Raw genomic sequence first — 14,030 nt, forward strand, 5'->3', positions numbered from 1 at the left:
CCCCACACTGCGGCGAAGCCGCCGTGTGGGGGAAGGCTAATCCTGAGGCGGTGCGGTCTTGGCGATCTGCATCAGGAACTCGTAGTTCGTCCTGGTCTGCTTGAGCCGATCGAGCAGGAGCTCGAGGGCCTGCTGGGTCTCCCTGGTATGGAGCACGCGACGCAGCTTGTGCATGATCACGAGCTCGTCCGGGGCAAGCAGAATCTCCTCCTTGCGGGTACCGGAGGCGTCGACATCCACCGCGGGGAAGATCCGCTTGTCGGCAATCTTGCGATCGAGCTTGAGCTCGGCGTTGCCGGTTCCCTTGAACTCCTCAAAGATCACGGTGTCCATCGTCGAACCGGTCTCCACCAGCGCCGTCGCAATGATCGTCAGAGACCCGCCGTTCTCGATGTTGCGGGCCGCGCCGAGGAACCGCTTCGGCGGGTAGAGCGCCGTCGAGTCGACACCACCGGACAGGATACGACCGGAGGCCGGGGCCGCCAGGTTGTAGGCACGGCCCAACCGGGTGATCGAGTCGAGCAGCACGACGACGTCGTGGCCCAACTCGACCAGGCGCTTGGCCCGCTCGATGGACAGCTCGGCGACATTGGTGTGGTCGGCCGGTGGACGGTCGAAGGTGGACGCGATGACCTCGCCCTTGACCGACCGCTGCATGTCGGTGACCTCCTCCGGCCGCTCATCGATGAGCACGACCATGAGGTGGACTTCCGGGTTATTCGTCGTGATCGCGTTCGCGATGGACTGCAGCACCATCGTCTTACCCGCCTTGGGCGGGCTGACGATCAGGGCCCGCTGCCCCTTGCCGATCGGCATCACGAGGTCGATGACCCGCGTGGTCAGCATGTGGGGCTCGGTCTCCAGCCGCAGCCGCTCCTGGGGGTAGAGCGGAGTCAGCTTGGTGAACTCCGGCCGGCCGCGTGCCTCCTCGGGCTCCATCCCGTTGATGGTGTCGAGCCGGACCAGCGCGTTGTACTTGTCCCGGCGCTGCTCGCCCTCCTGCGGGGCGCGGACGACACCGGTGATGGCGTCACCGCGGCGCAGCCCGTTGCGACGCACCTGGGCGAGGCTGACATAGACGTCGGTCGGGCCGGTCAGGTACCCGCTGGTCCGCACGAAGGCGTAGTTATCCAGAACGTCGAGAATGCCGGCGACGGGGACCAGGACGTCGTCCTCGCGCAGGACCGGCTCGTTCTCGCTCGGGCCGGCCTGCCCGCCGCGACCGCGGTTACGCCCGCGTTCCCGGAAGCGGCCCCGCCGGCCACGGGCGGCGAAGTCGTCCTCGCCTTGCCCCCCTTGCCCTCCCTGCCCGGGCCGGTCGCCGCCGGAACGCTCTGCCCCGGACCGGTCACCCTGCTGGGTGCGATCCACGCGGCTGGGACGATCAGCGGACTGACGGTCCGTACCGGAGCGACGGTCCGCGCCCTGGCGGTCCGCCGTGGCACGCTCGCCGCCGGCCTCACCGCCCTGACGGTCACTCGCGCTCACCCGGCCGTTGTCGGCGGAACGATCCCGACGGTCCTCCCGACTCCGGGGACCGGCATCGGTCTGGCGGTGGGACGCGGCGGCCGGCGGAGCCGACGCGGGCGCCCCGGCCGGCTGGGCGGACACGGTCGGCTGGGCGGAAGCCACGGCGGAGGCGGCCGATCCGGCCCGGGTCTCCACGACCGTGTCCCCAGCCGCCGTTTCGGGCAGGGTCGGCTGCTCGGCGGCGGGGCTCGCCGCCGCCCGAGAGACTCCACGGCGGGAACGGGTGCGGGTAGCGGTGCCGTCCGGGCCGGCAGCCTGCCGGGACACCCGCGGCGCGGGGGATGTCTCGCTCGCGGCCGGAACCGGTCCGGCGGGCGAGGCCGGCCCCGACTCCGCCGGGGGCGGCGGCGCAAGGGCCGTGGGGGCCGCGGAGGCCGCGGGGGCCGAAGAAGTCGCTGGGGCCGCGGAGGCCGCGGGGGCCGAAGAAGTCGCTGGGGCTGCCGCGACGGGCGTCACGGCCGCGGACTCGTTGTTCTGCACGTTCTGGATCGCGGCGATGAGCTGGCCCTTGCGCAGCCGGCCCACGCCCTGGATCCCCAGGGACGAGGCCATGGCCTGCAGCTCGGGGAGCAGCATAGCGGACAGACCGGTGCCCTGCCGGCGGCGTCGGGTCACGGCCGCACCTTCTCCGGCCGGAGAAGGTGCGGCGAGAGCGGTCCGGGTGATACGGCCTGCGCGCGAGTCACCGTTCCCGGTGGGCTCAGCCGAGATGGCGTCTGCGGACGAGGTGCTCGCCGCCGGGTCACTCTCCCGGGGGGATGCAGGCGTCACGGGCGGCGCAGACTCACGTGCGCTCTGCGGCAGCACGTTGGTGGTGTCGCTCAAGGTTTTCCTTCCCTGAAGGAACTGGCTCCCGGTGAGCCGGGCGTTGCTTGTGGACCTTCTTCGCCTGCACGCATGCCGGGTGAAGGGGTATACAGCACCGAATGGGCGAGCATCGCGCCCGTGTACGGCGCCAGCGGCCGACTGCCGCGAGCGAACTCGCCGATCCCGCCTGGGAGTGCCGGTGTGGAGCCGAGGCAACGACGACGAAGCTTATACACCGGAGTCCCGAACCATGTTCCACCTGGCGAGACCAGAGCGGCACGGCGGGAGCGAGCACGCGCCGCGGTGGCAGCGGGTGCAGTCACCAGACTATCCAGCGGCAGACACCTCGGCAACAACCTTGAGACGTCAGGACTTCCCGATGTGACACACAACCGCGCATCGGGAGCTCACAGCGCCAGCCGTCGCAGCGGATCCCACCGCGGGCAACGGGGTCATGGCGCTGCGGATCGACATCGGATGACGCGTGCACCGTGTCTGTCCACCGGCAGCGGGGCGACGGAGAACCCGGCACCCGCCACGTCCACCGCCGCCGCGGCCTGTTCACCACCGACGGCGAGGGCGATGACGGATGGCCCCGAACCGGACAGGGCCGCCGCGATCCCCCCGCCGCGCAGCCGACCGACGAGGTCCGCCGACGCCGGGACGCCGGGGAACCGGTAGGGCTGATGCACCAGATCCTCGGTGGCACGCAGGAGTGCCTCGGCACGTCGGGACGGCTGCCCGGCGGCCGGCTCGGCGGCCGACATCGTCAACGCCAGCAGCGCGGCCCGACCGAGGTTGCGGGCGGCGTCGGCGAACGGAACGCCGCTCGGCAGCGCCCCGCGCGACTGCTCGGTCGACTGCCGTATCGCGGGGATGAAGATCACGGGTCTCAGCTCGGCGAAGGGATCGACGCGCAGGGACCGGGCACCGTCGCCGTCCTGCCACGCAACGGTGAAGCCCCCGCTCAGCGCCGCGGCGACGTTGTCCGGGTGCCCCTCGATGGCGCTGGCGAGCCGCAGCATGCCCGCGGGCCCGAAGAAGCCGGCTCCGGACGCCGCTCTGGACACCGGGTCCGGCTCGGGTGCGTCATCGGGCGCGGACACGGAGTCCGCGCCGGCGTCAAAGGCGGTATCGGCGTCAAAGGCGGCATCGGCGTCAAAGGCGGCATCGGTCTCGAAGGCGGGCCCGAGGTCCGGCTGCGCGAGCGCGGCGGCGGCGACGACCCCGGCGACGATCGCCGCGGCCGATGATCCCAGCCCGCGGCCGTGCGGGATCCGGTTGACGCAGTGCAACGCGAGACCGGGCTGCGCCCGGCCGAGGGTGTCGAAGGTCGCCCGGATCGCCCGGACCACGAGGTGCGTCTCGTCCCGGGCGACGACGTCCGTGCCGACGACGTCAACGGTGAGACCGGATCGGGTCGTCTCGACATCGACCTCGTCGTACAGGCCCAATGCCAGGCCGAACGTGTCAAAGCCGGGGCCGAGATTCGCGCTGGTCGCCGGCACCCGGACCCGGACCCGCCGCGACACGCCGTCGGCGGCGGTGACCGGCCCGGACCGGCCGACCCGCTCGGCGAAGGCCGCCGTCCCGCCTGGGCGCGGGGAGGACCGAGTGGTCACGAGCGCTGCAGCCCCAGCGCCTCGGCGGCGCCCGCGACGGTCGGGCGGATCGTTTCCGGCCGGGCCGCGCCGCTGATCGCCCAGTCGGGGTCCTTGAGCCCGTTGCCCGTGACGGTGCACACGACCTGCTCGCCGGGTTCAATCCGGCCGGCCGCCCGTGCCTTCAGCAGGCCCGCGACGCTGGCGGCGCTGGAAGGCTCCACGAAGACGCCCTCCCTGCGGGCCAGCAGGCGGTAGGCGGCGAGGATCTCCCGGTCGTTCACGGCGTCGATCAGACCACCGGAGGCCTCTCTCGCCTCGACAGCGAGATCCCACGACGCCGGGTTGCCGATGCGGATCGCCGTGGCGATCGTCTGCGGCGAGGTCACCACCTCGCCCCGCACGATGGGCGCGGCACCCGCTGCCTGGAAACCGCACATCCGCGGGCGGCCGCTGGCGATCCGGTTGTTCTCCTCGAGGTAGCCCCGCCAGTAAGCGGTGATGTTGCCGGCGTTGCCGACCGGCAGGCAGTGGACGTCCGGGGCCCGGCCGAGCGCCTCCACGATCTCGAAGGACGCCGTCTTCTGCCCCTCGAGACGGAAGGGGTTCACCGAGTTGACCAGGGTCACCGGCGAGGTGTCGGCGAGTTCGCGCGCCACCCGCAGGCAGTCGTCGAAGGAGCCGTCGAGCTGCAGCAGCCGGGCCCCGTGGACAAGCGCCTGGGCGAGCTTGCCCAGGGCAATTTTTCCGCTGGGCACCAGCACCGCGCAGGTGATGCCGGCGCGGGCCGCGTAGGCGGCGGCCGACGCCGAGGTGTTGCCGGTGGACGCGCAGATGACAGCCTGGGAACCGGCGCCGACAGCCCGGCTGATGGCCACCGTCATCCCGCGGTCCTTGAAGGAGCCAGTCGGATTCGCCCCTTCAATTTTGAGATGAACCTCACATTCGGTGAGGTCGGAGAGGTGTGCCGCGGGCAGCAGGGGCGTCCCACCCTCACGCAACGTGATGACGGGCGTGTCGTGTGCGATCGGCAGACGGTCCCGGTACTCCTCGATGATTCCCTGCCACGGCCGGTGCGGCCGATCGGGCGCCGCGGACAGCACCGGCACGGCCGGCTCGTCCGCGAGCGGTGTGGATGACGTCGTGGTCACGGCTCACCTCCCTCAACCCGCATCACGCCGGACACCGCCCGGACACCGGCGAGGCCGCGGAGCTCCTCGACGGTGGCGGACAGTGCCGCGTCCGGGGCGGCATGCGTCACCAGGACGAGGCTCGCGTCGTCGCCGCGGCCGTCCTGACGAACGCTCCTGATAGACACATCGTGACGCGCGAACGCCCCAGCGACCGTCGCGAGCACGCCGGTCTTGTCGGTGACGTCGAGATTCACGTGATACCTCGTCACGGTACGGCCCATCGGCAGCACAGGCAGCGCGGCGTAGGACGATTCACCAGGGCCGCGACGGCCAGCGATACGGTTGCGCGCGACCGCGACCACATCCCCGAGCACCGCCGAGGCGGTCGGCGCCCCGCCGGCGCCCTGGCCGTAGAACATCAGCTGGCCCGCCGCCTCGGACTCGACGAACACCGCGTTGAAGGCCTCCCGCACCCCGGCCAGCGGGTGGGTGCGCGGGATCATCGCCGGGTGGACCCGCACGCTGATCCCCTCGGTCTCGGCCGAGCGTTCCGCCACCACGAGCGCCTTCACAGTGCAACCGAGCTCCCGGGCGCTGGCGATGTCGGCGGTGGTGACCTCACCGATGCCGACCCGGTAGACGTCGTCGATCGTTACCCGGGAGTGGAAGGCCAGCTGGGCCATGATGGCCGCCTTCGCGGCCGCGTCGAACCCATCGATGTCGGCGGAGGGATCGGCCTCGGCGTATCCGAGCGCCCCGGCCTCGGCGAGTGCCTCGGTGAACGACGCGCCGATCTCGTCCATCCGGGTCAGCACGAAGTTGGTCGTCCCGTTGACAATGCCGAGCACCCGGTGCACACGATCCCCGGCCATGCTCTCACGCAGCGGGCGGATCAGCGGGATGGCCCCGGCCACGGCGGCCTCGTAGTAGAGATCGGTGCCGGCCGCGGCGGCCGCGTCGTGCAGCGTCGCGCCGTCCGAGGCCAACAGGGCCTTGTTCGCGGTGACCACCGACTTACCCCCCCGCAGGGCGGACAGCAGCCAGGAGCGGGCCGGCTCGATGCCGCCGACAAGCTCGATCACGATGTCGACGTCGTCCCGGGCGACGAGGCCCGCCGCATCCCCGGTGAACAGCGCCGGATCCACGTCGAGGGCGCGGGCGCGGCCCGGCCTGCGCACCGCGATCCCGGCGAGCTCCAGGGGAGCCCCGACCCGGGCGGCGAGATCGGCGGCGTTGGCCTGCAACAGCCGGACGGTCTCGCTGCCGACGACCCCACAGCCGAGCAACGCGATCCTCACCGCGCCACCTCCGGGGAGGCCGGGTCGGCGCCCGGCTCGACCTTCACGCCCGGATCGACCTTCACGCCCGGATCGACGTCCAGGCGCAGCAGGTCGTCCTCGGTCTCCCGCCGGACGATGATCCGGGCCGCGCCGTCGCGCACGGCGATCACCGGTGGCCGCGCCACGTGGTTGTAGTTGCTGGCCATCGACCGGTGGTAGGCGCCGCTGGCGGGAATGGCCAGCAGGTCACCGGGCCGGACGTCGTCGGGCAGCGGCACGTCGTGGGCGACGACGTCCCCGGACTCGCAGTGCCGGCCGACGATCGTGACGACGTGCGTCGTGGCCAAACCGGTCCGGGAGACCAGCCGGGCGGTGTAGCGGGCGTCGTAGAGCGCCGTGCGGATGTTGTCGCTCATGCCGCCGTCCACGCTGACGAAGGTGCGCAGCCCGGGCAGCTCCTTGACAGTGCCGACCTCGTAGAGGGTCACCGTCGTCGATCCGACGATGGCCCGTCCCGGTTCCACCGCGAGGCGCGGGACGGTCAGGCCCGCGGCGGCGCACTCCTTGCCGACCACGGCGGTCAGCCGCTCGGCGACGTCGGTGACCTCCAGCGGGGCGTCCTCGCCGGTGTAGGCGATGCCGAGGCCACCGCCGAGGTCGAGCTCGGGCAGTTCGAGGTCGTGGGTGTCGCGGATGCGCGCGAGCAGGCCCACCAGGCGGTGCGCCGCCAGGCCGAACCCGGCCGTGTCGAAGATCTGCGAGCCGATGTGCGCGTGCAGGCCGACGAGTTCGAGGGAACCGGCGGCCGCGAGCACGCGTTCCACCGCCTCGGCCGCCGACCCGCCGGCCAGCGAGAACCCGAACTTCTGGTCCTCCTGCCCGGTGGAGACGTAGTGATGTGTGTGCGCCTCCACGCCCGGGGTGACGCGGATCAGCACGCGCTGGCGCACGCCCGCCTCGGCGGCGACGGCTGCCAGGCGGGTGATCTCGACGAAGGAGTCGACGACGATCCGCCCGACGCCATAGCCGACGGCTGCCCGCAGTTCCGCGACGGACTTGTTGTTGCCGTGGAAGAGCAGTCGATCCGCCGGGAAACCGACCGAGCGGGCCACCGCGAGCTCCCCGCCCGTACAGACGTCGAGATTCAGACCCCCCTCATCCACCCAGCGAGCGATCGTGCGGCACAAAAAGGCCTTGCCCGCGTAGTAGACGTCACATTCGGCGAACGCCCGCCGCCAAGCCGCGCACCGGGCCCGGAAGTCGGCCTCGTCGAGAACGAAGGCCGGCGTGCCGAACTCGGCGGCCAGCTCGTTAACCCGGATCCCACCGATTCGCAGCACACCGTCGGCGTCCAGCCGGGCCGTGGCCGGCCACAGATTCTCCTCCAACGGCTTCTCCTCCAACGGCACCACCGCCGGGCTGTCGATCTCGCTCATCTCGCCTCTGCCTGCCTCATGCCGCCTGGCCTGCCTCATGCCGCCTGTTTCACGCTTTCCAACCGGCTCGTTCCCGAACCCGCCAGGATGCCCGGACGCCCGGACCGACCGCTCGTCACATCCGCTCGGGGGCGCTGACCCCGAGCAGTCCCAAGCCGTTCGCGAACACCACCCGGGTCGCTGCCACGAGCAGCAGCCGCGCGCCGGTGGCCGGACCGGGCTCGGCGTCGCCCTGCGGAAGCACCCGGCAGGAGTCGTAGAACCGGTAGTAGACCCCGGCAAGTTCCTCGAGATAGCGGGCGAGCCGATGGGGGCCACGCAGCCTCGCGGCGGACTCGATCACTCGGGGGAACTCGCCGAGCGCGCGCAGCAGCTCACCCTCCCGCGGCTGGGTCAGCAGGGCGACGTCGACCGGCTCGGTCGCGGCCGTGAGGCCCAGGGACTCGGCGTCGCGCAGCAGCGAGCTGATCCGCGCGTGGGCGTACTGCACGTAGAAGACCGGGTTGTCACTGGTCTGGCGGGCCATCAGGTCCAGATCCAGATCGAGCGCCGAATCCGGCGAAGACCGGACCAGCCAGTACCGCGCCGCGCCGGCCCCGGCCGCGTCGACCAGGTCGTGCAGGGCCTGCTCGGACGCCCCGCGGTCGTAGTGGTACTCCGTGCCCACCTCGAACCCGGCCGCGGGCAGGATGCGCCCCAGGGCATCCCCGACGGCCGCCCGGCGCGCCGAGGCCAGCGTCACCGGGCCGGTCGGGTTCGCGCTGACGAACTCCAGGTTGACCCGGACACCTCGTGGCCTGACCGCCCAGCCGTACCGGTCACCGGCCGACACCACCGTGCGGGCGATCTCTCCGAGGGCGGCGTCGGCCAGCCGGAAGTTGAGGAACCCCGGGCCGGCGACGTCCACGGCGGCGAGCTCGCTGTCGGTAGCGAGCCGCCGGGCCAACGTCTCCGCGACGGCGCGCGGCGGACGACGGGCGGCCCTGGCAAGCTGGAGCGCGACCGGGGAGGCGTAGTCCCCGTGCTCGGGCGTCTTCGGCCGCTCCACCGTGACGGCGGTCGGCACAGTCACGTCCAAGTCGCCGTCCGCGACCGCGCGGCCGATGGCCGTCACGATGGCGTCAGCGAGATCGGCGGGGGTCATGACGGCGATGTTATCGGCGCCGGGTCAGACCGGCTGGCCGGCAGCCAGCCGCTGGACCACACCGATGAGTTCGTCCGGGTCGAACGGCTTGGTCAGGTAGTAGTCCACCCCGACCCGCATCCCACGCTTGACGTCGGCCTCCTGAGCCCGGGCGGTCAGCATAATCATCTTGATGGCGGCGGTGTCCGGCTCCTCCCGCAGCCGGGCGGCCACGTCCCAGCCGTTCATCCTCGGCATCATGATGTCCAATGTGATCACCTGTGGGGCGATCTCGCGCACCATCTCCAGGCAGTCCACGCCGTCTACGGCGGTATGGACCTCAAAGCCCTCCAACTCAAGGTTGACGACCACGAGCTGACGTATCACCGCGTCGTCGTCGACGACGAGGACTCGGGGGGTGGCAGGGTACACACCGGAAGCTTACGGCGACCCGGATTCCCGATCCGGCGTTCCGTCCTGGTAACGTATGCCGCGTTGACCCGGGGCCCCCGTAGCTCAGGGGATAGAGCACCGCCCTCCGGAGGCGGGTGCGCAGGTTCGAATCCTGCCGGGGGCACGTACAGCATCCACGCGGCGACGAGTTCGCGGGATCGCTGCACGTGGGGCAGCGCCGACTCGGCCCGGCCGATCTGACGGATGACCAGGATCGATCACGCTGCCTCCTCATCCGATGTGTTGTCCGATGTGTCGCCATCAGCTGCCCCTTCCCCGGCAGCCCAGATCAGAAGATCGTGGGTGGCGTCCGCCAACCCCACCCACGGCCCATATCCACCATCGGACAGCAACCCGAGGGTGAGGCCGTTGAGCTTGCAGGGGCCGTCCTCGGGGTCGAAGGCTGGGCGTCTAGGAGTTCTGTGTGGCACGCAGTGCGTATTGCACCGGGACGGGCTGGCCGGTGAGGATCAGCCGCCAGCGGCCGTCCTGCCCGCACCTCATCTGGTCTGAGCGTCCTTCCGGGCCGTCGGAGTCGAGGTATTCGGTAAGCGCGTCCACGTGCAGTCCAGCGGTAGCCGCCGCGGTCACGATCTCGCCCAGGCCGTGGGGATACTGCACGGTCTCCGTGGTCGTCAGCTGGGTGGCACTGCCCGCGTAGAAGCTGGCGGATCGGATGTGGTGAGCGGTGCTGCCCTGGTACGGAAAACCGAACCTGACAGGGTCGACGGTGTCGATCATCTGGGTGAGCGGGTGCCCGTCCACCAGCACCAGGACGCCGCCGGGACGCAGCGCCGTGGCCGCCGCGGTCATCCACGCCGTCACGTCGGCGATCCAGGGCAGCACACCGTAGGAGGCGAACACGACGTCGAACGCGCCGGCCAGGTCCGCCGGCAGCCGCTGGGCGTCCGCCTGGACGAACCGCGCGTCGATTCCCGCCGCGGTGGCCAGCGAGCGGGCTCGTTCCACCGCGACGGGGGAGAAGTCCAGGCCGGTGACCTGCGCGCCGAGCCGGGCCCACGACAGCGTCCCCAACCCGAAATGGCACTGCACATGTAGGAGATCGAGGCCCGAGACGGACCCGACGGCCGCGACCATCTCCTCCCGCTCCCGCCCACTCAGCATGATCTGCCCGGCGAGAAAACCCTCGACGTCGTAGTAGTCGTCCTGCCCGTGCAGGCGCGCCAGCTCATCCCAGCGCGCCCGGTTCAACTCCGTCGCGTCATCCACGAAGCAGACAGCGTAGTGCGGCACATGCCATACGTCCGGGATGCGGGCCCGTGCCGCCGCACCCGAGCCAGCGGGAACGGGCCGTGCCACGGAGTGTGACTACCGACTGCGATCACCCACATGCATCCGACCATCGGGCACTGGCCGCAAGATCATGTCACTTTGACCCGGGAATGCTGTAGTGAGCACGCTCCGGATCACCGCATGCCCTAGGGTCGGGTGGCCCAGGGGAATTGCACCCCTGGGCTCCAACAGAACGGAGCGTGACAGTCTCCCGTCACTCCGCTCTTGTCATCCTCATCGCCAGGCGTTGGACGTCCATGCCCAGTGGGCGAAGAGCCCGGGGCGTTGGCGGGTGATGCGTTGCCAGCAGGCCAGGGCCTTATGGAACGGTCTCAGCCGTTTGTACTTCTTGCGGAGCCAACGCACCAGGTAGGCGTTGATGCGCTGTAGGAGGGGAAGCAGCGCGGAGCGGTAGAACGCCCCGTAGTACTGCGCCCAGCCGCGCACGATCGGGTTGATCTTTCGTGCCAGCTCGTCGAGGGTGTGGCCGGTCCGCAGGTGTAGCCGCCATCGGCGGACCTGCCCGCTGACCTTCTTCTGGGCTTCCTTGCTGATCGCGGGCAGGAAGTTCGTGAAGAACTTCCCGTGCCTGCTGCGTGCCTTGCGGGCGCGGAAGGTGTAGCCGAGGAACGTGAACGACGTGTGCTCATGGGAGCCGCGCCGGTTGCTGTCCTTGCAGTACACGATCCTGGTCTTGGTCGGGTGCGGTCGCAGTCCGACCTGTCCCATCCTGTCGTCGAGCGCGGCCAGCACGCGGCGAGCCCGACTCCTGCTGTCGCAGTGCACGATCGCGTCGTCGGCGTAGCGCTCGAACGCGACGCCCGGGTAGGTCCGGGCCAGCCACGCGTCGAACGCGTAGTGCATGAACAGGTTCGCCAGCACGGGTGAGATCGAAGAGCCCTGCGGGGTCCCCCGGTCTCGTGCACGCAAGGTCCCGTCGGGCAGCTGCAACGGTGCTTTCAGCCACCGCTGCACATACAGCACCACCCAACGGTCGCTGGTGTGTGCCTCCACGGCTTTGACCACGAGATCCCACGGCACGCTGTCGAAGAACTCCTGGATGTCGAGGTCGATCACCCAGTCTGTCTTCCAGCACCGTTGCCGGCACGCCGCCACCGCATCCAGGGCTGATCTTCCCGGCCGGTAGCCGTAGGAGCCCGGATGGAAGATCGGTTCGACCGTCGCCTCCAGCCTCACGGCCGCCACCGTCTGGGCGATCCTGTCCGCGACGGTTGGCGTGGTGACTTCATACTGCACCTTCTGCTGTGGCTGTTTGGGTTGTGAAGTTGGCTGTCACGGTGCGGGCGGCGCGGTGGAGGCAGACGGTCTGGACCTGCTGGTTCCACGGGATGGCGACCCGTTCACGGATGCGGCGGGCGGTCAGGTAGCCGCGGCGGATCCAGTAGTAGACCTGTGTGGTGGGAATCCCGAGCCTCGCGACGGCGTCCGGCACGTCGAGTTGGGCGGCGGCTTCCTGGACGGTGATCTCGCCGGGCAGGACCTCGCACGGGCCGGGGGTGCGGGGGATGAGGTGGCCGGAGGCGTCGATCTGGCGGCGACAGGCGGCCTCGACCTGGGCGTTCCAGGGGATGCACCAGCGTCCGGAGGTGTCCTTGCGGCCGGCCAGCCGGTCGTGGGTGAGCCAGTAGTAGACGGCGTTGGCGGTGATCCCGAGGATCGCCGCGGCCCGGTCGACGGAGATCTCCCCGTTCCGGAACGGACACCGCCCGGGGATCTTGTAGGTGTGGCGGACCCAGCCGACGGCCGCGATGCCGTAGGGACGGCCGGTCCCGGTGGTCAGCCCGGCATCGGCGAGTGCGGTGACGATCTCGGCGTCGGAATGGTCCGGACCGAGCCGGGCGATCAGCTGGCGGGCCGCGGCCGAGGTCCTGCGCACCTGTGGCGAGGTGGCCGGTCTGCGCAGGGCGAGTTCGTCGGTGGCGCCGGTGTGCCAGCGCACCCCAAGCCGGGCGCGGGCCCGGTCGGTCTCGGGCAGCAGGGTGACATCCGAGATGAGGGTGCGCAGCAGCCGCTTGCGGTCCCGGTCCCGGGTGTCCGGGCAGTGCCAGAGTCCAGGCAGGTCCGCGGCCAGCGCGCGCAGGCCATCCCGGCCCGGGATGGCCGGCCTGCGCTCCCGGACAGCGGCCAGGGCGGCCTCGGCTTCGGCCAAGGCGGACAGTCTCGCTTCCCAGCGGGTCTCCAGGGTGCGGGCGACCAGCCGGTTCTCCGGCTCCACCGCGCCCAACGCCCGCGGCGCGCTGGACGTCGTAGCGGGCGCGTCCCACGGCCAGCTCGGCCGCGCGGTGGGAACGGGACTGTCGGGCGGTGACCTCGTCCGCGGCGGCCAGGGCTTGTTCGATCTGCCCCGGCGACAGCGTGGCCAGTAGCAGGCCGGCCACCGCGTCGTCGACGACGTCGGCGCGGATCGACCGGCAGGTGGGCGTGGCCTCGTGGTCGGCGCGCGACGACGAGCAGCCGTAGGCCGCCCGCCCCTGTGGGTAGTAGCGGGTCGTCATCGGCCGCCCGCACGACCCGCAGAACATGATCCCCTGGCACAGGGCCAGGCCCTCCCGCACCAGGCGGGCCCCCTGGTGGGTGCAGTTGGCCGAAAGCCTCGCCTCGATGGCCACATACTCCTCCCAGCTGATGTAGCTCTCGTGGTGGCCGTGGCGCACCACGGGCCACTGCTCGCGCGGGCGCAGCCGCACCCCGGTATGCACGGTGCCGTCCGGGCGCACCGTCCGGCAGGTGGCGTACCGGCCGTAGACGTAGGTGCCCGCATAGCACGGGTTGGACAGCACCCCCAGCGCCCAGGAGTGCGTCAGCCGGCCCCATCGCAACTGCCCGGCCCAGATCCCCCCATAGGCCCGCAGCGGGAACCGCCGCCGAACGAACGCGGCCACCACCTGGAACGCCGAACCGCCCGCGGCGAACGCGGCGAAGACGTCCCGGATGGCCCCCTGCACCTCCTGATCCGGGTCGATCACGCAGACACCCTCATCGTCGTAGCCGTAGCCGACCGGCAGCGGGAAACGCAGCTCGCCGCGTTCGGCCGCGGCCCGTTTCGCGCCCTGCAGCCGGCCCGTCAGCAGGTGCAGCTCACACTCGGACATACTGCCCTTCAGCCCGAGCAGGAGGCGGTCGTTGATGTCCGCGAGATCGTAGACACCGTCGGCGTCCACCAGCAGCGCATCCGTCAGACGGGCCAACTCCAGCAGGCGGGCGAAGTCCGCCGACGAGCGGGCCAGCCCGGACACCTCCAACCCGAAGATCGCCCCGATCTCGCCCAGACACACCTGGGCCACCAGGTCCCGAAAGCCCTCGCGGTCGGCACCGAACCTCCCGGACACCCCCAGGAACGACCGGAACCAGTG

11 protein-coding genes, 1 tRNA gene and 1 pseudogene are annotated in these 14,030 nt (G+C 71.1%); 2 read left to right on the forward strand and 11 right to left on the reverse strand.

The features are described from left to right. Positions 1-36: 36 nt before the first annotated feature. The 7 genes from rho to AC08OO_RS04800 form a co-directional block, all read right to left on the reverse strand. Positions 37-2,355, reverse strand: coding sequence for a transcription termination factor Rho (rho, locus tag AC08OO_RS04770; RefSeq protein WP_476618263.1), 2,319 nt, complete (start codon positions 2,353-2,355; stop codon positions 37-39). 434 nt (positions 2,356-2,789) lie between these two features. Further along, entirely contained in the window at positions 2,790-3,959 is a 1,170-nt protein-coding gene (locus AC08OO_RS04775) for a homoserine kinase (RefSeq protein ID WP_023841092.1), read from the reverse strand. Continuing rightward, positions 3,956-5,089 (reverse strand): threonine synthase, encoded by a 1,134-nt coding sequence (gene thrC / locus AC08OO_RS04780; RefSeq protein ID WP_011438100.1) that lies wholly within the window; start codon positions 5,087-5,089, stop codon positions 3,956-3,958. The genes AC08OO_RS04775 and thrC overlap by 4 nt, the downstream gene beginning before the upstream one ends. After that, entirely contained in the window at positions 5,086-6,369 is a 1,284-nt protein-coding gene (locus AC08OO_RS04785) for a homoserine dehydrogenase (RefSeq protein WP_011438101.1), read from the reverse strand. The genes thrC and AC08OO_RS04785 overlap by 4 nt, the downstream gene beginning before the upstream one ends. Continuing rightward, complete coding sequence (gene lysA, locus AC08OO_RS04790; protein WP_476618264.1) at positions 6,366-7,787, reverse strand: diaminopimelate decarboxylase; 1,422 nt, start codon at positions 7,785-7,787, stop codon at positions 6,366-6,368. The genes AC08OO_RS04785 and lysA overlap by 4 nt, the downstream gene beginning before the upstream one ends. A gap of 115 nt (positions 7,788-7,902) precedes the next feature. Continuing rightward, positions 7,903-8,931 (reverse strand): DALR anticodon-binding domain-containing protein, encoded by a 1,029-nt coding sequence (locus AC08OO_RS04795; protein WP_476609282.1) that lies wholly within the window; start codon positions 8,929-8,931, stop codon positions 7,903-7,905. Between the two features lie 24 nt (positions 8,932-8,955). Beyond that, positions 8,956-9,342, reverse strand: a complete 387-nt coding sequence (locus tag AC08OO_RS04800) for a response regulator transcription factor (protein ID WP_011438104.1) — start codon at positions 9,340-9,342, stop codon at positions 8,956-8,958. Between the two features lie 73 nt (positions 9,343-9,415). Here AC08OO_RS04800 and AC08OO_RS04805 point away from each other — a divergent pair. After that, positions 9,416-9,487: transfer RNA gene (locus tag AC08OO_RS04805), tRNA-Arg, on the forward strand. 287 nt (positions 9,488-9,774) lie between these two features. On the opposite strand, the gene AC08OO_RS04810 is transcribed toward AC08OO_RS04805, so the two are convergent. The 3 genes from AC08OO_RS04810 to AC08OO_RS04820 form a co-directional block, all read right to left on the reverse strand. Next, entirely contained in the window at positions 9,775-10,593 is an 819-nt protein-coding gene (locus AC08OO_RS04810; RefSeq protein WP_011438105.1) for a class I SAM-dependent methyltransferase, read from the reverse strand. Between the two features lie 297 nt (positions 10,594-10,890). Then, the gene (gene ltrA, locus AC08OO_RS04815; RefSeq protein WP_476618265.1) at positions 10,891-11,913 is read right to left on the reverse strand and encodes a group II intron reverse transcriptase/maturase; all 1,023 of its coding nucleotides are present in this window, start codon (positions 11,911-11,913) and stop codon (positions 10,891-10,893) included. Further along, positions 11,903-12,826: a hypothetical protein gene (locus AC08OO_RS04820; RefSeq protein WP_476618270.1), complete on the reverse strand. Its 924-nt coding sequence runs from the start codon at positions 12,824-12,826 to the stop codon at positions 11,903-11,905. The genes ltrA and AC08OO_RS04820 overlap by 11 nt, the downstream gene beginning before the upstream one ends. A gap of 34 nt (positions 12,827-12,860) precedes the next feature. Here AC08OO_RS04820 and AC08OO_RS04825 point away from each other — a divergent pair, with 34 nt between their 5' ends. Further along, positions 12,861-13,043 carry a hypothetical protein gene (locus AC08OO_RS04825; RefSeq protein WP_476618271.1) on the forward strand — a complete coding sequence of 61 codons (183 nt, stop codon included), beginning with the start codon at positions 12,861-12,863 and terminating at the stop codon, positions 13,041-13,043. 63 nt (positions 13,044-13,106) lie between these two features. On the opposite strand, the pseudogene AC08OO_RS04830 reads toward AC08OO_RS04825, so the two are convergent. Continuing rightward, a pseudogene (locus tag AC08OO_RS04830) lies at positions 13,107-14,006 on the reverse strand (recombinase family protein); the annotation flags it as partial. Between the last annotated feature and the right edge of the window lie 24 nt (positions 14,007-14,030).

The organism is Frankia sp. CeCAU1 (assembly GCF_977971845.1).